The 20,827-nt window shown below is 55.5% G+C and carries 21 protein-coding genes and 1 tRNA gene; 12 read left to right on the forward strand and 10 right to left on the reverse strand.

Annotated features, from left to right (window positions below):
• Positions 1 to 238 precede the first annotated feature (238 nt).
• Both NPX02_RS19520 and ispH read left to right on the forward strand, forming a co-directional pair.
• Positions 239 to 685, forward strand: a complete 447-nt coding sequence (locus tag NPX02_RS19520) for an FKBP-type peptidyl-prolyl cis-trans isomerase (RefSeq protein ID WP_260295691.1) — start codon at positions 239 to 241, stop codon at positions 683 to 685.
• 206 nt (positions 686 to 891) lie between these two features.
• Positions 892 to 1,836, forward strand: coding sequence for a 4-hydroxy-3-methylbut-2-enyl diphosphate reductase (gene ispH, locus NPX02_RS19525; RefSeq protein WP_260295692.1), 945 nt, complete (start codon positions 892 to 894; stop codon positions 1,834 to 1,836).
• Between the two features lie 293 nt (positions 1,837 to 2,129).
• Here the strand turns inward: ispH and NPX02_RS19530 are convergent, their stop codons facing one another.
• The 3 genes from NPX02_RS19530 to NPX02_RS19540 all read right to left on the reverse strand — a co-directional run bounded on the left by NPX02_RS19530 (position 2,130) and on the right by NPX02_RS19540 (position 4,332).
• Positions 2,130 to 2,501, reverse strand: a complete 372-nt coding sequence (locus NPX02_RS19530) for a HepT-like ribonuclease domain-containing protein (protein WP_260295693.1) — start codon at positions 2,499 to 2,501, stop codon at positions 2,130 to 2,132.
• Positions 2,498 to 2,788 carry a nucleotidyltransferase family protein gene (locus NPX02_RS19535; protein WP_260295694.1) on the reverse strand — a complete coding sequence of 97 codons (291 nt, stop codon included), beginning with the start codon at positions 2,786 to 2,788 and terminating at the stop codon, positions 2,498 to 2,500. Before NPX02_RS19535 ends, NPX02_RS19530 begins: the two co-directional genes overlap by 4 nt.
• A gap of 200 nt (positions 2,789 to 2,988) precedes the next feature.
• A complete protein-coding gene (locus NPX02_RS19540) occupies positions 2,989 to 4,332 on the reverse strand; it encodes an ATP-binding protein (protein ID WP_260295695.1) in 1,344 nt (447 codons plus the stop codon).
• A gap of 258 nt (positions 4,333 to 4,590) precedes the next feature.
• Between NPX02_RS19540 and NPX02_RS19545 the strand changes: the two genes are divergently transcribed.
• The 3 genes from NPX02_RS19545 to NPX02_RS19555 all read left to right on the forward strand — a co-directional run bounded on the left by NPX02_RS19545 (position 4,591) and on the right by NPX02_RS19555 (position 5,464).
• A complete protein-coding gene (locus NPX02_RS19545; protein ID WP_260295696.1) occupies positions 4,591 to 4,860 on the forward strand; it encodes a type II toxin-antitoxin system ParD family antitoxin in 270 nt (89 codons plus the stop codon).
• Between the two features lie 2 nt (positions 4,861 to 4,862).
• Positions 4,863 to 5,189 (forward strand): type II toxin-antitoxin system RelE/ParE family toxin, encoded by a 327-nt coding sequence (locus tag NPX02_RS21645; RefSeq protein ID WP_260295697.1) that lies wholly within the window; start codon positions 4,863 to 4,865, stop codon positions 5,187 to 5,189.
• Positions 5,190 to 5,278: 89 nt separating this feature from the next.
• Positions 5,279 to 5,464 carry a hypothetical protein gene (locus NPX02_RS19555; protein WP_335342608.1) on the forward strand — a complete coding sequence of 62 codons (186 nt, stop codon included), beginning with the start codon at positions 5,279 to 5,281 and terminating at the stop codon, positions 5,462 to 5,464.
• 308 nt (positions 5,465 to 5,772) lie between these two features.
• Here the strand turns inward: NPX02_RS19555 and NPX02_RS19560 are convergent, their stop codons facing one another.
• From NPX02_RS19560 to NPX02_RS21650, 7 genes are read right to left on the reverse strand one after another with little or no spacing between them, the layout of a single operon-like run.
• Positions 5,773 to 6,219: a type IV pilin protein gene (locus NPX02_RS19560; RefSeq protein ID WP_260295698.1), complete on the reverse strand. Its 447-nt coding sequence runs from the start codon at positions 6,217 to 6,219 to the stop codon at positions 5,773 to 5,775.
• 41 nt (positions 6,220 to 6,260) lie between these two features.
• Complete coding sequence (locus tag NPX02_RS19565; protein ID WP_260295699.1) at positions 6,261 to 6,614, reverse strand: hypothetical protein; 354 nt, start codon at positions 6,612 to 6,614, stop codon at positions 6,261 to 6,263.
• A 52-nt stretch (positions 6,615 to 6,666) separates the two neighbouring features.
• Positions 6,667 to 10,425: a pilus assembly protein gene (locus NPX02_RS19570; RefSeq protein ID WP_260295700.1), complete on the reverse strand. Its 3,759-nt coding sequence runs from the start codon at positions 10,423 to 10,425 to the stop codon at positions 6,667 to 6,669.
• Entirely contained in the window at positions 10,425 to 10,967 is a 543-nt protein-coding gene (locus NPX02_RS19575) for a pilus assembly PilX family protein (protein WP_260295701.1), read from the reverse strand. The genes NPX02_RS19570 and NPX02_RS19575 overlap by 1 nt, the downstream gene beginning before the upstream one ends.
• Positions 10,968 to 10,995: 28 nt before the next feature.
• Positions 10,996 to 12,063, reverse strand: coding sequence for a PilW family protein (locus tag NPX02_RS19580; RefSeq protein WP_260295702.1), 1,068 nt, complete (start codon positions 12,061 to 12,063; stop codon positions 10,996 to 10,998).
• An 11-nt stretch (positions 12,064 to 12,074) separates the two neighbouring features.
• Positions 12,075 to 12,545 (reverse strand): type IV pilus modification protein PilV, encoded by a 471-nt coding sequence (gene pilV / locus NPX02_RS19585; protein ID WP_260295704.1) that lies wholly within the window; start codon positions 12,543 to 12,545, stop codon positions 12,075 to 12,077.
• Positions 12,532 to 13,029: a GspH/FimT family pseudopilin gene (locus NPX02_RS21650; protein WP_418067352.1), complete on the reverse strand. Its 498-nt coding sequence runs from the start codon at positions 13,027 to 13,029 to the stop codon at positions 12,532 to 12,534. The genes pilV and NPX02_RS21650 overlap by 14 nt, the downstream gene beginning before the upstream one ends.
• 228 nt (positions 13,030 to 13,257) lie before the next feature.
• Here NPX02_RS21650 and NPX02_RS19590 point away from each other — a divergent pair, with 228 nt between their 5' ends.
• From NPX02_RS19590 to NPX02_RS19620, 7 genes are all read left to right on the forward strand, one after another.
• Positions 13,258 to 13,689, forward strand: coding sequence for a Fur family transcriptional regulator (locus NPX02_RS19590; protein ID WP_260295705.1), 432 nt, complete (start codon positions 13,258 to 13,260; stop codon positions 13,687 to 13,689).
• A gap of 252 nt (positions 13,690 to 13,941) precedes the next feature.
• Positions 13,942 to 14,017 (forward strand) — tRNA-Thr (locus NPX02_RS19595).
• Positions 14,018 to 14,204: 187 nt separating this feature from the next.
• On the forward strand, positions 14,205 to 15,428 hold the full coding sequence (locus tag NPX02_RS19600; RefSeq protein WP_260295706.1) for a nucleotidyltransferase domain-containing protein: 1,224 nt from the start codon (positions 14,205 to 14,207) through the stop codon (positions 15,426 to 15,428).
• A complete protein-coding gene (locus tag NPX02_RS19605) occupies positions 15,415 to 16,611 on the forward strand; it encodes a hypothetical protein (protein ID WP_260295707.1) in 1,197 nt (398 codons plus the stop codon). The genes NPX02_RS19600 and NPX02_RS19605 overlap by 14 nt, the downstream gene beginning before the upstream one ends.
• Positions 16,612 to 16,773: 162 nt before the next feature.
• Positions 16,774 to 16,947, forward strand: coding sequence for a hypothetical protein (locus tag NPX02_RS19610; RefSeq protein ID WP_260295708.1), 174 nt, complete (start codon positions 16,774 to 16,776; stop codon positions 16,945 to 16,947).
• A gap of 288 nt (positions 16,948 to 17,235) precedes the next feature.
• The gene (locus NPX02_RS19615; protein ID WP_260295709.1) at positions 17,236 to 19,326 is read left to right on the forward strand and encodes a HAMP domain-containing methyl-accepting chemotaxis protein; all 2,091 of its coding nucleotides are present in this window, start codon (positions 17,236 to 17,238) and stop codon (positions 19,324 to 19,326) included.
• Positions 19,327 to 19,847: 521 nt separating this feature from the next.
• The gene (locus NPX02_RS19620) at positions 19,848 to 20,705 is read left to right on the forward strand and encodes a 6-pyruvoyl trahydropterin synthase family protein (RefSeq protein ID WP_260295710.1); all 858 of its coding nucleotides are present in this window, start codon (positions 19,848 to 19,850) and stop codon (positions 20,703 to 20,705) included.
• Positions 20,706 to 20,827: the final 122 nt, after the last annotated feature.

A 20,827-nucleotide genomic window follows, 5' to 3' on the forward strand; every position in this document is an offset into this window, starting at 1 on the left:
CCGTCATCCCGGCGAATGCCGGGATCCAGAACCCGCATCCGCGGTGAATTCATGGATTCCGGCCTGCGCCGGAATGACGAAAAAATGGACGCCTGCCTTAACTTAGTACCATTCCCTTATGGGTATAGGGCAGACCTACCCCGCGAAACTTGTAAACTTTAAACGTTGTTGGCAACATCGCGGACAACCCGCGTGACGCTGGCGACGACCTTCACCCAACCTATACGGAATAACGAACTTGTCTGACGCCCTCCAGGAAATCACCCCTAGCGACGAAGTGACCCTGCACTTCGCCATTGCCCTCTGCGACGGCACCATTATCACCACCACCTTCGATGATGAGCCGGTTACCCTCACCCTGGGCAGCGGCGACCTGACGGAAAATCTCGAGAAGACCCTCTACGGCCTGAAACCGGGGGAGAAGCAGTCAATGATCCTGGAGGCGGATAACGCCTTTGGACAACGCGACGAGGCGAAGGCCTACTTCATGCCCCGCAGCTCGTTTCCTCCGGAGATGGAACTGGAGCCGGAACTGGTCATCAGCTTCGCCACACCCGCCGGCGATGAACTCGCCGGGATCGTCCAGGAGCTGGACGAGGCGCAGGTAAAGGTCGATTTCAACCATCCGCTGGCCGGTCACGACATCGTCTTTACCGTCGAAATAATCGGCGTCAACAACCCCTAGCACTTCAATCTGATAAAGTACTTTTGTAGGGTGAGGAGTGGTACAAGGATGTACCGTTTACGGACCTGAGGATGGCATAAGCGACAGCGCCTCCACCATTGCTGCGGTGGATGCGCCTACCGGCTTATCCACCCTACGAAACCGAAACAGCTTCACCCGACAATGTCTAATTGAAAGACTACTAGAGGTCGAAACCGGATACGCCCATGGAAATACTACTCGCCAATCCCCGCGGATTTTGCGCCGGGGTCGACCGCGCCATCGAAATCGTGGAACGGGCCCTGCAGATTTTCGGCGCCCCGATCTACGTGCGCCATGAGGTGGTGCACAACCGCTACGTGGTGGACAGCCTGAAACGGGCCGGCGCCATCTTCGTCGATGAGCTGGAGGAGATCCCCGAGGACAGTACCGTGATCTTCAGTGCCCACGGCGTGGCCCAGGCGGTCAGGGAAGAGGCGGAGCGACGCAAGCTGCAGGTGTTCGACGCCACCTGCCCGCTGGTCACCAAGGTGCACCTGGAGGTTGCCCGGCACAGCCGCAACGGCCACGAGGTGATCCTGATCGGCCACCGCGGTCACCCGGAAGTGGAGGGCACCATGGGACAGTACAGCACCCAGGGTGACCGGGGCGGCATCTACCTGGTGGTCACCGCCGATGACGTGGCGGGGCTGCAGATCAAGAACCCGAACAACCTTGCCTTCGTCACCCAGACCACCCTCTCCATGGACGACACGGCCAAGGTGATCGAGGCGCTGAAGGCGCGCTTCCCGCGGATCCAGGGGCCAAAACAGAATGACATCTGCTACGCCACCCAGAATCGCCAGGACGCGGTCAAGGAGCTGGCCAAGCAGTGCGACCTGGTACTGGTGGTCGGCTCACCCAACAGCTCCAACTCCAACCGGCTGCGGGAACTGGCCCTGCAGTCCGACACCCCCGCCTACCTGATCGACCGGGCCGATGACATCGACCCAGCCTGGCTGGATGGCGTCAGCATGGTCGGCCTCACCGCCGGCGCCTCCGCCCCCGACCTGCTGGTGGACGAGGTGATCGAAAACCTCAAGGAGCGTGGCGCCACTTCGGTTCGGACCCTGAGCGGGCGCGAGGAGAATGTGACGTTTTCTTTGCCGCGGGCATTGCAGCAGCCTGTCTAAACCCGGCATGATGGCGCCGCGCTGCTGCCACTGGTATATCAGCGAATATTGTTCTCTGACCGGAATGCTACTTAGTTAAGCCGGTATACACCTGTTTCCGTCATTCCGGCGCAGGCCGGAATCCAGGGAAACTGCCTCCATCGAGTCGCCGGGATGACGGTGGTTCTGGGCTTAACTAAGTAGCATTATTCTCTGACCGGCAAATCGTCTGGTGAGTGGCGCAGTTGCCGATGATCACCGCGGCTGAAAGCCCGAACGTTGGTATTTGTTGGCGCTGGTCATGGTTCCATCCCTTAGCTGTCGGCATTACGCGGCAGGCCCTGAACCACCTCCCGCACCTGCTGATACAGCCTCGGCAAGTCGGCACGGATGGTTTTCCAGACGATCTCCAGGTCGACCTTGTCATAGCCATGGGATACGCGGTTGCGCATCGTGTACATGACCCGCCAAGGAATGCCCTCATGCAGCGAGGCAAATTCAGGGAATACGCGCTGAATGTTGTTGGATGCCTCGCCAATGATTTCGATATTGCGGATGACGGCATCCTGCACCATTTCACTATTCAAGAACCCGGCCTCATCCAGGTCCTCCGTGTAGCGCACGATCCGCTCGATGGCTTGCAGGATATGTCCCAGGTAATCGGGAACGCGCAAGGCCTTATTCATACTGGCATTGCCTCAGAGAGAACACGGTTGCGGAATGCCTCAGGCAGGGCCTTGGGAGTCAACACATCCACGGATATGCCAAGAAGGTCCTCCAACTCGACCTGAATTGCCGCCACATCCATCAACGTCGTGTCAGACGTTGGGTCAACAAGGATATCCAGGTCGCTATCGTCCGTGTCCCGACCATGGACCACTGAACCGAAGACACGGGCATTCTGGGCGCGATGCGCCACCACGATGCGCCGAATGTCGGCCCGGTGCGACTCCAAGACTTGCGATGGCTTCATTATGCCTCCCACAACGTAATCCAGATTAACTATCGCACTGCGTCAAGAGGATTACAACAACGTAACCCGGTATTGCTTTCGCGTGTAATAAACGTGTCATCGGGTAGAAAATAGGGGCAAATCGAGCCGGCAGCATCCGTCACCATCTGGGTGCGTGCATCTGCGGCGACCGAATACCGAAACTTATTTTTTCGCGAGCCCTAAGCCCACATAACATCAACCGGCACAGCCCAAAGCTTGTCGCCAAACGGAATCAGTTTGCTGCCCCGATAGAGCACGATGCCGCAGGCAAAGTCGTTTCCAATTTGTTTGTGCAGCTCTTCCAGTCCCCTAAAATCAGCCGCCGTCACTGCATCGCGACTCTTGACCTCGATCCCTGCCAGCCGGCCATCGGGCTGCTCCAACACAAAGTTCACTTCCTTGTTGTCGCTGGTCCTGAAATGATGGAGTTGAGCCGAAATGTCCAATGATGACAATTGCTTCAATAGCTCGGTAGCGACGAAATTTTCAAACAGATGTCCGAAAACATGGGGGTCATTGAATTCCGCCTTGGTAATATCGATTTGCTGCAGGTGGCACAACAGCGATGTATCGATGAGGTAGCCCTTAGGTGCCTTCACCAGTCGCTTGCCGATATTCCGAAACCAGGGCTTTACATCGAAAGCCAGGAACATCATTTGCAGAAGGATGCGATAATTTTTAGTCGTCACCGCGTTTTGTCCAATCGCCCGCGCGATATCCGCCTCGTTAATCAGCCCCCCCGCCCGAGCGGCCAACACTTTGAGTAGATTCGGCAGAATACCCAGCTTGGCGATATCGGCAATCTGTCGGACATCCCGTTGGAGGATAGTAGTGATATAGGCTTCGAACCATTGCCTGCGTCGACTGTCAGCCTGATCGGTTATCTCAGGGAAAGTAGCCTGCCTGATGATGGCGCCAACTCCCAACTTCCTCTTGATAGTACCCGGCTTGAAATCGTTACCCACCAACCGCGCCAGAAAATCGCCCTTCCCCTGGGATATTTCCAGCGCGGACAAGGGATAAAGTGTCAGCACACTCATCCTGCCCACCAGCGCGTCGGAAAGCTTGGGCAGAGCCATGATGTTAGCCGAGCCCGTCAACAGGTAGCGGCCATTGGCACTAACCTTGTTCTCCCGCCTGGCTTCATCGGCCAACACCTTCAGCGCCTGGAACAGACCAGGGGCCATCTGGGCCTCATCAAGAATCAATTTGCCCTCATAGGCACGCAAGAAGCTCTCCGGGTTAGCCTCTGCCGCACCGAGCATGGTGGCATCATCAAAGGTGACATAATCGGCAGGCCACTCTTTGGCGGCGAGGCTCTGGACAAGGGTGCTTTTACCGGCCTGACGTGGGCCGTTGACGTACACTACGGGAAAACCCTGCAGGGCATCCAATATCCAAGTGCTCAATTTTCGCTTTATCATTGCATTGGTATCATATTGCCAAGTAATGCATAAATAAATGTATGATTTATATTTTATAAAGTCTACATTTATATTTGCAAAACCACCTGCATCACTCAAGAGCAACGCAATCCCTAATACCAGCCGTGGCAACTAAGCAGTTTTTGTAATATCAAGGGCTTGGTGATTCCGGCCACCTTGCCGGCCAGGTAATCATTCCGGCAGCATCTGCCACCACGGGTATATTAGAGAATATTGTTCTCTGACCCGCAAATCCCGGACCCGCAAATCCCGCATTTCCGGAGGGCCTGCTGGATCTCACTTGCTCAACACATAGGCATTGGCATAAACTGCCAATATTAGAGATTGGAGGTGGAGATGCCTACCCGAAACGTTGTATTGACCGATCATCAGGCTGTGCTGCTGGAACGGCTGGTAGCCTCCGGACGTTACCAGAACGCCAGTGAAGTCTTGCGAGAGGGCTTGCGGCTGCTTGAGCAGCGCGATCAGGAAGATCAGATCCGGTTGCAGGCACTGAAGGATGCCGTTGCATTGGGCGTGAACGATATTGACAGTGGGCGGTACGTCACGCTGGGCTCCGATGAGGATATTAGCTCTCATTTGGCCAATTTGCGTCAGCGCACCTAATAGTGGATTGGTCGTTACGCCTGTCAGAACAGGCTGATCGTGATATTGCGAGTATTCTGGCTTGGACGGATGAACAATTCGGCTCGGCACAGGCTGATACCTACACGGAAACGATCCATCTGGCGTTAGCGGCGCTCTTGGCCGGCCCGGATCTCCCTGGCAGTAAGATTCGTGATGATATTTCCTCCGGTATCCGCCTCCTTCATATTGCCCGCCATGGACGCAAGGGGCGACACTTTCTGGTATATCGTAGCCATGAGCCCCTGGTGATTGATGTCTTGCGCGTTCTCCACGACAGCATGGATCCGCCCAAGCATATAGGGAGGTAGGGGGTTAGCGCAGGAAAAAGCAGAAGAGACCAATAGCGTCGGAGAGTAAGCCGGTTCCCTACCGACGGCCAGGTGATAAGTGCCACGACATCGACCCCGCCTGGCTGCACCGCGTTGGGATGATCGGCCTCACCGCCGGCGCCTCCGCCCCCGACCTGCTGGTCAACGAAGTGATCGAAAAACTTAGGGAGCGCGGCGCGACCTCGGTTCGGACCCTGAGCGGGCGCGAGGAGAATGTGACCTTTTCGTTGCCGCGGGCGTTGCAGTTAATCTAACAACTCTGAAATTCTTTCCTGATTACCCACAATACTCAGCCATGGTCGAATACCGTTTATTTAAGCCGCGAGGAGTGGTGCAAGGATGCACCGTTTACGGACCTAAGGATGGAATGAACGAGAATACACGCAAATAGTGATAAAGATAACCAACCGCTTAGGATTTAATCGGGACCGACTCATGCCCGAAAATGATCGGTACTCCCCAAACCAGCGGATAAGATGTTTACGAAATGACATTATTCGTGTTCATTTGCGGCTAATATTTTCCTCAACACAGCTGAGTTTGATGGGTAATCAGGAATTCTTTAGTTCCAACAATCATTGGCAGTAATACCAGCCGACTGTCCGGTGACATTTCTTGTGCCATCCTGGGTTAGGGTCAGCGTGCCGCACTTATCCCCGGCCTGTGGGCCAGTGGGCGCGGCATGTATTGTAAAAGTGCTGGCGTTACTCGTATTGATCGTCAGATTGTAAGCAGCCGTACCACCATCAACCGGGCTTGTTGTCGAAAAGATTGTGGGCGCTCCTGTATTGCCTCCACCCGCACCCGCACCCGCATAGGAACCCGTGCTGGTATATCGCCTCTCCAATGCGCCGGCTAACCCCAACAGCGCCCCGGTCGCGTCGGCACGGCGGGATTTACGCACCTGCTCCTCATACGACGGATAAGCTATAGCCGCCAGTATTCCGATTACGGCGACCACGATCATCAATTCGATCAGGGTAAAACCACGATTATGTATGTATTCCATCTCATTCTTCCAAATAGAAAGCGTTTTACAGAAAACACCTATTACAATTCAGGCATCTTGTAATTGGAATATTTAGAAATCAGTCGAAGCGTAACTAGCGCGTAAGGAGGCTTCCCCTCATTAATATATTCAGTTGAAACCGTATACCCGCTTCTAAGATCCATTAAACGATCCGCCCCAAAGGAACGATCACTCAAATAGATTTTGCTATTACCATCCTCGGCCAATAAAACCTTTCCAACAAACAGCGTCTTATTTGCTGAATTTACGGAAAGCACTTTCCCAGTCAAAGTCACTAAATTGCTGGTATCGGCTTGTCCGGTTAGCGGCAAAGACAGCACCGTTACTGCCATAACAACCAACCGCAATCTACTTGCGTGTTGTTTAAATTTCATACACTGCCTCTCTTGCATCAATCCAACTCGTTTATCAAAGTTCACACTTCTGCTAGAAATTCAACAACTCTTCCCACGAAAACCGCCCCGTGTTGGGACCTTCCAACTCCTCGATTTGCCGCTGATCTACATCGGTTCCCTTTTCCGTCGTTGTATCGGTAGTGTATTGCTTGTTACCCAGGAACGACGACTCTGACGGCATGCCCTGAGAGTGCTTGGTTCCACTAGGCACATCACCAGATACACTCTCGACATCGTTAGCGTCCACAACACCGTCATTATTAAAATCGAAAACCGGAGCGTCGGGTTGACCACCGTTCACTGACTTGACGGCCATCATCCAACCCCACCCGCCCGCGGTACAGGGATTGGGTGATGGCACAATGGTGTTAAAGAAGATATGATCACCACGCAGTGTTGAATTAACAACCACGCGTTCTCCCGAATCGCCCAACGCGGTGGAGGATGGATCAAAATCGATAAACCAGCCAAACTGTTTGCTAATCCCGGACAGATTGTACCCCACGGCATTGTCCGTCAGTATGCGGAAGCTTCCCCCATTACCCGTGATACCACTGGCCAAACCCTGCTCCACTAGATTGCTCCGGCTTAACTGAGAAGAGCCTTCATCCCATACACCGTAGTAGGATTGCATGGTGGTGGTACTGATATCCGAATCCGTAAGGTACTGACCGGTACCAAAATAGACCATCAGATTTGGCTGATTGGAACCCGATGAACTTTCTGTCGGATGATCAGCGACGATGGGGGTTGTGGTAATGGGCTGGTCACTGTTTCCGGTAAACAGCGCAACCGGGGTGGAACCTGATTTATACGCAGACCCCCAACTACCGGTTGAACTATTGCTCAAATCAAACACCCACATGTTGCCCTGAAGATCACCGGAATACACCCGATCCGCCGTGCCATTACCGTCTGTATCGATTACCGCGGGGGCTGAGAGGCCATTCTTTGAACCCGACGATCCGGTACCTGTAGTGATCTCAATATAATCTGTACCCGCCATCCAACTGCCGTTGATACCGCCATCAAGGAACACAACAAACAACTTGGCCACGCCATTGGTTGAATTGTAGCCATTGCCGAAGATAGCGGCCCAGCGGTTTGCGCCACCACTAACCGTATTGGTTAATGCGATGACTGGTTCGCTGTAGGTGTAACCCAGATCATCGTCATCACTACTGGTGAACTCCCACATTACCACATCAGCCGGATTGTTACTTGGTGAAGTGGACTCACTGAACTTACTCGGATCGGTCACATCAAGTGCAAAGATTCCCCGGCCACCGGCACCCAACGATCCGACAAGAACCGTATGCCAACTCACTGAACCGCTCGTGGTAGTCTTAATGTAGGCGTCCGAAACTGCCGGGGTCATGTCCACATAGTAGCGGTGCCCGTAAGCGGGATCTGTTAGATAATGCAATCCCTCTGAAGCGCCGGACGAGTAGAGTACCCTAGGGATATAGCCTAATTTTTCGGTTCCATCAGATGCAGCGAAACCGTGCAACATCCCGTCATTAGCCCCCACATAGATCATTTTTTCACGCGGGGAAGCCAGCTGAGCCGCCTTGAAATCGCTATAGCGGTTGGGGCTTGCTGTCGGGAACGGCGCCGCATCCGGCCATCCTACATCCGGAGAACCCACAAATACCGGTGTCGAGTGTACGATATCACCCAGGCGAGAGGTCCTGATGCGATAGTTCTCACCTGTACCCTCATTGGAACTGTCACCGCGCAGATAATCGAGACGCTTCTCGCCGTTACCGGAGTTGTATTCCAGGTCTGTGCGGATGACATCTGTTGCCAACAGCGTGCTGATGGCGCTCCACGTAAAGGGTATACCATCACTACTACTGCTGGTCAGGATCACACGGTTGCTGGGACTGACCGTGCTCAATTTCGTGGCGGCCTTCCAATCTTCCGTAGCAGAAATGGCGCCGGTCGTCGGATCAAGGGGATACGAGATCAGATCACCACTCCAGCGCGCGGAATCAAACAGCGCCAGATAGGCGTGGGTATCGGTACCTAGCGTGGTTGAGTTAAAGGCTACCGCGGATGCCGACCCTGTACGCGAGAGTACATCATTTATTGCGCTTTGAATGGAGGCAGCCAGTGTCGCTGAATTATTGGCGCTATAATACTCACCCCGACCGTTATAGGCCGCATGAAGAAGATCATCGATCTTGTCGGCGTTGGAACTTATGGAACTCGGCCAAGTGGGCGTGGATGTTGTTGGTGTAGCCGTGCAGGTGGAATCACTAGCATCGTAGGCGTAGTTCGGATGCTTGGGATTGCTGGGCAGATCAGCATTTGTTAGCGAGCCCGAAACACCGAAACCCACTGTATAGGTGACCATGTGCTGGCCGGGATTCTCATCCACACCGCACTGGGTGGGCACCTTGTTATCCAACCCGCTATTCAGATCACGCTCATAATAGTGCATTGCCACATCGGCCAGGGTATTACTTACCGTATCCCCATACGGACCCTCATCGAACTTATAGGTCACGCCTCCATCAGTCCAGCTGGAACCACCAACGGCACCATCCGCATTCCCGTAACTGGATGTGCTGTCGGTATAATATCCATCGGTAAAGAGTATGGTGAAATTCTGCTGGCAAACACCGGCCGCTTCGGTAGCCGGTGAAACTGCCGTTGTTTCAACCGGACAGTCGGTTGAAAAACCGAACGGATCCGCCCCCGTACAGTCATAATAATCGCCCGAATCGATCAAACCCTGAAGCAGGGGAGTCCCTCCGCTTGAATGGATCGAAAAGATGGTATCCATTAGCGATTTCTTATTGCCGCTGGTTACATCGTTATTTATCTCCGAAACTTCCATCTGCTCAGATGACGTGGCGTGCAACGTGGAGATACCCATGCGTACGCTGTTGGTACCGGCAACCACACTACCCACCGATGCCTTCATGGCGTATTCACGGCGCCGGTGATACTGCCACCAGTTGGCGAAGTTTTGTGCCTCGTCGGCATAATCCCGGACCAGACAGGCACCTGAACTCGATCCAGGTGTACCAGTGGCACAAGCGGATTTTCCGGATGTGATTTCGATCAACACATGGGAATCCGCAGCATCCACTTCACCATTCCCGTTGGAATCGGTCCACTCCCAGTAACGCATGGGCATGTAGCTAAATGTAAAATTTGTTTGTCCACTGTTTGCCACGTCGGGAACCCGGGTATCCACAGATTGGGTTATGGACAGATTGACTGACCCAGTTTTGTCGTAGGGGTCGGTGTAAACGCTGGTATATGTGGCATCGGCATAGGCGTTACCCGAGGAGTCGACGCCCGACCAAGGCTCATAGGTCACAGATGGATCATAATAGGTCTTGTTGTAATCCTTATTCCTGGCTCGCCAGACACCCGTCATGGATGCCCATGCATCTGTCTTTGCCGCCGCATCCACGGACTCCTGTGTTGGGACCACTCCACCCCACGTTCCCGGATACGTATATACATTGTCGGAAGCATAAGTTGCATACATGTATCCATAATAAGCACCGCCACCCGCATCAATCGGCATAAGCCCTTCGGACCCACCCACCCCGGTCAACGCACCTGCCGGCGTCGTCAAATCAGCATCCATACTGCCGGAGTCATCGATCATGAAGAAAATATTGGGCAGAGCCGCGCTGTCCAGAAACAGGGGCACATTGGAGAGCGTCCCGGGTGCGGAGAAAGATTGCACGGGAAGAAAAACAAGAACTGCCGCCGAGAGTGCTGCACCTGCACGCGCCAGCGGTCTACATTTCCATCTTGTAGTCATCACATCTTCCTCCCATATACCGTGCGCAGACGCACTTCCGAACTGGGACTTATTCCCACACCCCGCGCCGTCACTTCAAACGCCGTCGTATCCTTTGCGGAAAGACCTTTACCATAACCGCCGATATTCTTGGCCCCTTGCGCACCTGCAATGGTACCGGCCAGCTTGACAATGAATCTCGGCTGGCTGTTGACGTAGCTCAGATTTCCCGCCGAGGTATAGGTCTGTGGATAAGCCTTTGAGTCGGTCGAACTCCAGGTCGAGGCATCCTCATCATCGGTCAGACCATACAACCCATTGGTGCCGTTGAAACCACCGGTAGTCACCAAGGTGTCAATATAGGCCTCTCCATCCCTCAAGGCGGCCTCGGCAGCCTCGAGGGCCATATTCCGATCTTTCATATTGCCCGCCATACGCTCCTCCAAAACCGTATTCTGCATGGAAGAGATGCCTATTATGCTCATGATCAACAGAATGAGCAGTGACACCACCAGCACCGCTCCATGTTGTTTCTGTCGATTCGAATTCACGTATCTGTTCATAACATCCATTCCGATCGAATTGATGGATTTAAAGTGAGCGATTGCGAAGATTGATTGTTGCCGTGTATACCCTTCGAATCCGCTTATCGGCCGCTGTCTGCGAAGTAGCCACACCATCACCATCGTGGTCATAGGTATAAACTTGGGCCGACTGGGTCAGATTGGTCTCACCCGTGCGCATCAGAAGCGATACCCGGGCGCTTACCACGCGCGTCCAGTTCACCGTCGCAGACCCGCCCGTGATCGCCGCCGCGATCGCCGTGGCAGTCATATAGGTATCGGGCGCACCATCTTCCGTTGCCGAAGTATCAACACCGTAAACCACCTGCAGATTCTCCACTCCCTCGGCAATCTCCTGTGAAAAACCGTTCTCACTCCTGAACAGTGCAGGCGGCGACCCCGCGCCCGAACCGGCTCCAACACTGTACCCGATGGAGGACAGGCCAAATATCCGTGCATTGGTGCCATAAGCCTTAGAGAGACAATGCGGAGTTGCCCCACTACCCGCACAGGCACCCGGGTTATAATTACCAGGAGCGACGGACGTGCCAGCGTTATGGACGGTCGTATCTTTATTTGCCCCAGAACCGCCGGTCGCATTGGTAACCTGGAAAATGTCACCCTGAGCCACATCACATACAAGTACGATATCACCCGGATTCACCTTGTCATTTGGAGTAACCTTGATATTTGCTGAGGTTTGCACCATCAATTGGACCACCTTCAGCCCATAGTTTGTTGCATATTTGATAGATATCGTATCGGGCCCAGCGGAGGCGCCATCCGCACCTTCAACACCCACCGTAAAATCGTGCAGCACCGGGTTATAGGCCGCATCGGCTTGATCCAGGCTATTGGTAATATTGAGCCCCCCCGCTCCGCATCCCATGAAACCTGCCATACGCAGGTCTTCGGCAATTTTGATCATGGCAAACCGGCCGCTCTCCTGGACACGGGACACCGCTTCTGCCGTTCGGTAGGACTGTTTACTGGCTACATAAACCTGGCCAACACCCGCCATCAAAATAAGCCCCAGCACCAGCGCAACCATAATCTCAACCAGACCTATACCGTGCTGATAGAATACCGGCTTCATAACTATCCTCTTCATAGTGCCGTACTCAATTGAAATGACTCGGTTGTGCTACCCTCACCCCGACTGTCATCCCACTGAACCGTCACTGTCACCACCCCGTTGGCGATGGTAATCGACCCATCACCGGATGGAAGATATGTGTCCAGAGCCGTTAGCCAATTGGCAATATCGACGTCTTGAATCGTTGTGGGCGAAGCAGGTAATCCGGCTGCCATGGCGATACTGTAGCTGCCCGCAAGAGCAAGCGCCCTATTCGCATGCATCTTGTCGACGATGTCATAACTCAACATGGTGGCGGTGCTGCGGTAATTGGCGCTATCCGTTCCTTTCAGGCTACTTAACTGAAGCCCGGCAATACCCAACAACCCGATAGCCAACACCACGATCGAGATAAGAACCTCAATCATCGAAAACCCACATTGACGTCGCTTGTTACGTCCCAGGGAGGAGGATCTTTCAGTTACAGGATCAGGGGCAAACATGAGAAGTATCCAGATTAACGCGGCCGCCAGGCACTACCGTTATACGGCGCTCCGTGGTCGCTTCAGCATCACACAAATCGAATGTCACAGCGGCACCAGACAGATAACCCGTCGAAGAAAAGGTGAGGTTCCCCGCCGTACCTACCAGTGTCGCCCCACCCTTAAACGCAGACTGTGAACGGAGGGTCGTGCCACTCGAGGTGGCCGCGCTCCACCCGAGATGCCAATTGGTACCGGAAGTTGCTGTGACAGTCACACTATCGGACCGGTTTATCGCCTCACTGCGCGCCACATTCAATGAGGTGACAAGGAGGTTGGCATGGGAGGTCATCCGGTTATCAACGATCATTTGCCTAAAACTTGGAACCCCCAGCGAAAGGACAATTGCCAATAACGCCACGGTTATCATCAATTCCACCAATGTAAATCCACATTGGCTTAACCAACAACGATCGCCGATACAACTTTTATTGTTAAACCTCATACGCACCTGTCTCTTCTTTACCCCCACTACGCAGGAGATCAACCCTCATGGTCTGTTTAGCAAACAATCCTGGTAAACGTAATCGGATAGCGATCAAGCGGGGAATTCACCCGACTAACGGCCGAACCCACCGATTGAAACGTGATAGAATTCACCTGACACAGCAAAAAAGCTGCTCACGAAGTCCGAGTGGACTAATTGCTCATCATATATCTATAATCTGCCCTCATGAGCCAAATCGACCCACAAAACAGCGAGCACCGCAAGAAGATCGTGCAACTGCTGCGCAGTCACGGCATCAGCCCGACAGTGCAGCGGGTGAAGATCGCCTCGACCATGTTGCTGCGGCCAATGCATCTGTCGGCCGAACAGGTACTCGCCCTGACCAACCAGACCGGACGCCCCGTCTCCAAGGCCACGGTCTACAACTCGCTCGGGCTGTTCGCCCGCAAAGGTTTGATTCGAGAGCTGTTTGTCGATCAGGAGCGGGCTTTCTACGACTCCAGCACCCACCCGCACCACCATTTTTATAACCCGTTGACCCAGGAGATCTGCGATATAGACCCGAAACAGGTCCATATCAACATGAACGCCCAGCCTCCGGCAGGTACAGAGATCAGCGGAATTGAGGTCGTGGTTCACCTCCAACCCAAGGAGTAATCCGGACCACCTGACAAGAGAGGGAAGAACAGGCATCAATGCCTCTCCCTGCCCCCCAACGACCCCGACACCTTAATAACGGATCATATGTCCGCAGCCTCGGACGGTTCAGACAGGAGCACTGAAACCCCCTATATTCCAGCGACTTACCCGGCGAGTAAACGGTTGTGCCCAGGACAACATTTATTTATACTCGCGTTCCCCTCGCTGTACGCCGGTCAGTCGCGATTACGGCACGCAGGTCCCCGATAAGCCACCCTAGCTCAGTTGGTAGAGCGCGTCACTCGTAATGATGAGGTCGCCGGTTCGATTCCGGCGGGTGGCTCCACTTTTCAGAGATCAGAAAGCGCAGCCTCGAACCGCGTTCGTGTACTAGACTGAAAGTCATAACAGAGACGACAAGCCCCACAGGCGGCGGGCAGGAGCGGTAAGAATGCTCCGCGCCTGGCCCCATGTGAGCCGATTGGCCAAAGCCGACTGGCAGAACCAGGGCTGACCATGCCAAGAGACGACCCATGAGCACCTGTTCTCCAGAGCAATCATTGCTGCTGGCTACGGCACGAACCTTGCCGGGTCCGCATGTGGCGGATCTTCTGCGTGAGACCACCGAAACCCTGGATTGGACCCGACTGATTGAAACCGCCCTAGAACATGGCGTTACGGGCCTACTCTGCAGAAGCCTGTTGTATCAACCAGATCTTGTACCAGACGTGCTCCTGGAGGCCGCACGCCAACATCTGCAGGAGCAAAGATCGACCAATCAGTTGCTGGCTGATCAGCTGACCGACATCCTGGCCGAACTGGCCGCCGGCGGTATCGAGGCAATCCCCTTTAAGGGCCCCACCCTGGCCTTGACGGCGTATGGAGACCTCGCGCTGAGAAGCTTCAGGGATCTGGATTTCCTGATCCACGAGGAACAGATGCAGAGCTGCCTGGAAAAGCTGTGTGAAATCGGTTACACACAGAACCTGCGCCTGTCACCGAAACAGTTACGGTCATTTCTGACGTATTCGGGTCAGGACATCCTTTACGGGAATGGAGCTCCCATAGAACCCCACTGGGCCTTCGCACCCAGCACCCTGGCACTGGACGTCGATTATCGCGGCATTTGGGATCGAGCAGAATACGGGGATTTCAACGGCCGGTGTATCCTCCGGCTCGCGCCAGAGGATGAACTGATCATTCTCTGCGTGCACGGAGGAAAGGAAAGATGGACCAAATTGAAGTGGGTGGCGGACATAGCCGAGTACATCAGAAGCCATCCCGCACTGGATTGGGACGAACTCATGGAACGCTCCAAGTCACAAGGCCTGGGGCGGATGGTCAGACTGGGCCTTGGACTGGCTGAGCGGCTGATACAGGCGCCACTCCCCCCTGCGCTCACCGGCTGGATCAACAAAGACGAAATGGCAACAAACTGGTGCCGGCATCTTGCCGATACCTTCTTTGAGGTGGATACGCGCGCCCGGTCAATCTACCAACTGTCCCGATTTCACTGGGAGATTCGTGAACGACAACGGGATCGGTGGCGTTACCTGTTGCGCACCGTGACACAACCCAGGGAGCTGCATTACATGTCCATCGCCTTGCCCGACCGACTCTTTTTTCTCTATACCCCCTACAAAATGCTGCATGACTATCTGGCCCTGCCCACCTGGTTGTGGCTGAAGAGACAGCGCACCCCCTCTGACCAGCTACATGAGACCAACGAACCGGAACGTACCGATGCAGCCCGCTGAGGGAACACACCTCCTGTTCCTGGACGGCGAAGGAATACTGTTCTCTGAGCCGGCGCAGAAACTCTTTCATCTGAACACCTCCGCCGCCTTTGTCTGGTACCTGCTGGAGGAGGGCGATGGGGGGCGGCAGATCAAGGAGAAGCTGCGGACCACCTTCTCACTCACTCCATCAGCGGCCGGAGACCTCCTTGAGCAGACAGAAGGACTCTTCCAGTCACTGGGAGTACTCAAGGGTTTTGAGGAGCCCCCCCGGGCAGACGAAACTTTATCTGTACCCCCCCCGGAGAGGCACCTGTACAATGATGAACGTTTCATTGCCGAGTGCCGATACAGACTGTTGAGCTCAAACATCCGCATGCGCTTTACCCATCCGGAGCAACTTTCCCACGTTGAACCGATCCTGGAACATCTTCGGGAACGCACCCCATCCCACGTCACCGTAGCCATTGATTTGGTTACAGATACGCCAGGGAATACCGTCATCTACCGTGACTCTGTAGCGGCACTCACCTGCAGTGAAGCTCAACGGCTCGCACCCCTGGTTAAGGGCCTCGTCTGGCAGACTGCGGTGAGTACCCACGAATTCTTTCTTGATATACATGCAGGAGTTGTTGGCGATGAACAGTTCGCTTATCTGTTTCCCGCCGCCCCGGGGAGTGGAAAAACCACACTCACCGCGGCACTGACCCATCATGGTTTCGAGTTCTTTTCCGACGAGGTGGCTTTGCTCCATGGAAACCAATTCCTGGTGGAACCCGTCCCCCTAGCCATCTGCATAAAAGACACCGGCATGGCCGTGCTCTCCCGCTACTACCCGCAACTAACTGACCTGAAGTTGCATTTACGAGGAGACGGCAAACGGGTCCGCTATATGCCCCCCCCGTTAGAGGCATTACCACCAACGGATACCCTGCGCCCGGTGGGCGCCATATTTTTTCCACACTACTCACCGCACCAGCCCACGAAACTGGAACCCCTCAAATCAATCGAAGCGCTTGAATCGCTGTTGCAGGAGTGCCTGATAGTGGACACCCGCCTGAATAAAGAGAAAGTTCTCGGAATGCTAAACTGGATTGAGACAATACCCTGCTACCGGCTTACCGTCTCAGACCTGGGTGAAGCCTGTAGTTTGGTCGGGGCTATCTCAGACAAGCTGGAACAGCCTGATCTTGGGCAGTATTAAAAATGTCAGTTTTTTTTACATTGATCCGGACGCCGGCCCGGGATAGCTGTCCGCTTGTTGGATTTCTATTTGATTTACCAGGATTTTTTTGTATCGGCCTGAAATATGCTACGAAGAATATGGGAACAGGCGAAACAATAAACATTCCTAGAGGAGCCGATCATGTCCAAAGACACCAAACACAGTAAAATCGATAAATCGAGACGCGCATTTTTGGAAAAGGCAGGCAAAACCGCAGTCGCCGCTCCCGCGGCAGCGCTGCTCCTGGCTGCCGGAACGCGAACGACGAAGGCTCAGGTCGTGCCCTACACCACACCCCCTGGCGCTGTGCTGTAGAATCGAATTTTTCAAGCCGATGATGAAGGGGAACATTGTCCCCTAATCATCGGCTCGATAGCAATTGAATTACGTCAAACGAATATACCCACCCTCCCGAATAAAAACTGGGATTTTTGGCCGATGCCAGTCGGCAATTCCTTGAGGCAATAACATATATTTACCAGGGAACTAAAGATTCCCATCCCCCCGCCGTTAATCTGTTCCATATAAAGAGATCCGCGCCAAGTCGGACCAAAAACAGGGAATGCAACAATTCCCCAATGGAGGTAGCCCGTGTTCAATACCATGAAAATCCGTCACAAGATCTGGGCAGGCTTTGCCGTGCTGCTGGCCATAATCGCCGCCATTTCCGTCCAGACCCTCAACAGCCTGAACAATGTAAAGCATTCGGTGGTGGAGATGGTTGAGATACGCCAGCCGACCACCCTGCTCTCCAAGGAGCTTTCCGCCCGGGTCCACCAGACCGCCAGCGCGCTGGGGTTTTTCCTATCAACCAAGGAGGAGAGCCATCGCACCGGCTTTCTGCAGGGGCTGAAGGAGTCGGAGGCGCTGGTGCAACAGTTGAAACAACTCCGGGCTGTTACCTCCGACAGCCAGTCCATGGCGCTGGTGGAGGGTCTCTCCGGGGATCTGGCGCGGTTCCGCACCCTCGGGGATCGCCTGCTCGATACCGCCACCAGCTATGAAAAGAACTTCCCGGGCATCGCCTTCGCCAATACCGACCTCAATCCCATGAGCCGCGTCATGGTCCAGCTGACCTCGCAGATGATCGCCTCCGAGCAGGAAGAGGAGGCCACCCCCGAGCGCCGTGCACTGCTGACCCAGTTCGCCGACCTGCGCTACGCCTGGAGTAACGTAATGAGCAGCATCCGCGGCTATCTGGCGTTTCGTTCCGATGCCGTGACCAACGACCTCAAGCTCTACCTGGAACGCACCGAACAGCTGCTCTCCCGGCTGGCGGAACACGAGGATGAGCTGACCCTGGATCAGGCCGATTCACTGCAGCAGTTCCAGAGTCAACTGGTTACCTACCAGGCCAATATCGACAAGATGATGCAGATCCACGGCGGCGATCAGTGGCGCACCGATGCCTGGCTGGTGCGTAGCGAAGCGACCCCGCTGTTCCAGGAGATCGACAATAAGCTCAACGCCCTGGAGTCGCTGCAGTCCAGCGCCATTGCCGAGACCAACACCACGCTGGTCGATGAAACCAACCAGACCACCCTGACCGTTTCGCTGCTGATGGGAATCGGCCTGGTCATCGGTCTGTTCATGGCCTGGCTCATTAGCCGGGCGATCTGCAGGCCCCTTGGCGAAGTGGTGGAGGCGCTGGACGACATCGCCCATGGCGAGGGCGATCTGACGCGTCGCCTGGAGAGCCGTACCCAGGACGAAATCGGCCACCTGGCACTGGCCTTCAATACCTTTATCGACAAGATCCAGGCGCTGGTTCAGCACACCGCCAGCGCCACCGGACAGGTCATCAGCGCCGTCGCCGAGACCACCGAGAGCACCCGCAACATCAGCCGCATGGTGCTGGCGCAGGAGCAGGAGACCCAGCAAGTGGCGACCGCCATCCACGAGATGTCGGCCACCATCAGCGAAGTGGCCAGTAATGCGGCCAGTGCCTCGGAGGCGACCCGCTCGGCCACCCAAGAGGCCGCGGCGGGCCACAAGACGGTCGAGGAGACCGCCCGCTCGATCCAGTCGTTGCACCGCGAGATCACCAACGCGGCGAATGTCATCGGCCAGGTGGAGAAGAACAGCGAGGGCATCGGCAGTGTACTGGATGTTATCAAGGGCATCGCCGAACAGACCAACCTGCTGGCATTGAACGCAGCCATTGAGGCGGCCCGGGCGGGTGAACAGGGTCGCGGATTCGCGGTGGTGGCCGACGAGGTGCGCAATCTGGCCACCCGAACCCAGGAGTCCGCTGGCGAGATCGAGGAGATGATCCGCAATCTGCAGCACAACACCCACCAGGCGGTGAAGGCAATGGAGAACGGCTGCGCCACGGCCGAGGAGAATGTGCAGCAGGCCAACAGCGCCCGTGCCTCGCTGGAAGCGATCAATGCCGCCATCGAGACCATCAACGCCATGAACCGGCAGATCGCCGTGGCCTCGGAACAACAAAGCAGCGTATCCGAGGAGATCAACCGCTCGATCATAACCATCAGCCAGGAGAGCAAGAGCGCCGCCAGCCTCTCCCAGCAATCCATGAACACCACCGCCCATCTGGGACAGCTCGCCACGGAGTTGCAGCAGGTGGTGCGGCAGTTCAAGATCACTTCCGATGAGTCCGTTGCTTCACTACAGCCCACGGCTCCGGGCCAATCCACAAACACCGCGGAGTGGGAGAAAGCACGGGTCGCCTGACGGCATGGGGGAGCCTGACCGGTTATGAACGCCCCGTAGGGGTAGGCCCCCGTGCCTACCCATTTCTCGCGTGCCCGGAAACATCGGGCGACCACGGGGGATTGCCCCTACGTCCAGGGGGGCCAAAGTCTCTCCCGCAGGAAGGGGTCGGAGTCAAGTCGCCCGGACCAGGAAGCATTTCCCACCGCCTGTGCGCGATTTGACTCCGACCCCTGTGTGTTCCCCGATCCCGGATTCCGCCACCGTGGGCGCAGTGGGTTGTTTCTGGATGGGAGGTGGCGGCTGCATCCAGGCTACGGTGCTTCCCCCTCCCGCGAACCCACCGCGGGAATGACCTACCTGGGAAGGGGTCGGAGTCAAGTCGCCCGGACCAGGAAGCATTTCCCACCGCCTGTGCACGACTTGACTCCGACCCCTCTGGTTACCCAACCCAGGATTCCACCGCCGGATTTGCAGGGCTTGCCTGTGCCGACAAAGCCTGCAAAGATGCTCGACCTGACACGGCGACTACCGGACCCACGATGACTACCACACTGTTTGTTAACCGGCTGACGGTAATGGACTTCTCCTACCTGGATCCCGTGGCGGGCCTGCTGGGAGAGAGCTGGCTGGTGGATATCGAACTGGACGGGTCACTCGATCATCAGGGCATGGTGCTCGATTTCGGCGAAGTGAAAAAGCAGGTCAAGCGCTGTATAGACGAAGAGTTCGATCATCGCCTGCTGGTCCCGGCCCGCTATCCGCACTGCCGGATCCAACAGCAGGAGCATCGTTGCGACATCCAGTTTCAGCTGGCATCCGGGGAGACCCTGCTGCATAGCGGCCCCAACAACGCCATTGCGCTCATTCCGGCTGAAAAAATCACCGAAGAGAGTCTGATCCGGGCCATCATCGACAAGCTGCGGCCGCAGCTGCCGGACAATATCCAGGAACTGCGCCTGCGGCTCTACGCAGAACCGATCGAGGGCGCCTGGTACCGCTACAGCCACGGACTGAAACACCACGCCGGCAACTGCCAGCGCATCGCCCACGGCCACCGCTCGCGCATCGCCATCTATCGCAACGGCAAACGGGACCGAGCACTGGAGTCCGCCTGGGCGGACCGCTGGCGGGATATCTATATCGGCACCCACAGCGACCTGCAGGAGTCCATCCAGCAGCAGGGGCAAACCCTCTACCGCTTCGGCTATACCGCCAATCAGGGGCTGTTCAGACTGGAACTTCCGAGTCAGCGCTGCTACCTGATCGATAACGACTCAACGGTGGAAAATCTGGCCCAGCATATTGCCGAGGTACTGAAACGGGAACACCCCGAAGATACATTCCGGGTGGAGGCGTACGAAGGGGTGGACAAGGGGGCCATCGGGCGTAGCCTGTAGCCTGCACCGGGCGCGGCGAGGCGCATCATTCATGATCGATGCGGTTCGTTTCACTCACCGCATCCTACAAAAAACCACTGTGGAAGAGCCGCCCCGGGACGAAGGAACTCCTGCGCCGACCC

It is taken from the genome of Sedimenticola hydrogenitrophicus, assembly GCF_025175675.1.
Taxonomy (GTDB): domain Bacteria; phylum Pseudomonadota; class Gammaproteobacteria; order Chromatiales; family Chromatiaceae; genus Sedimenticola; species Sedimenticola hydrogenitrophicus.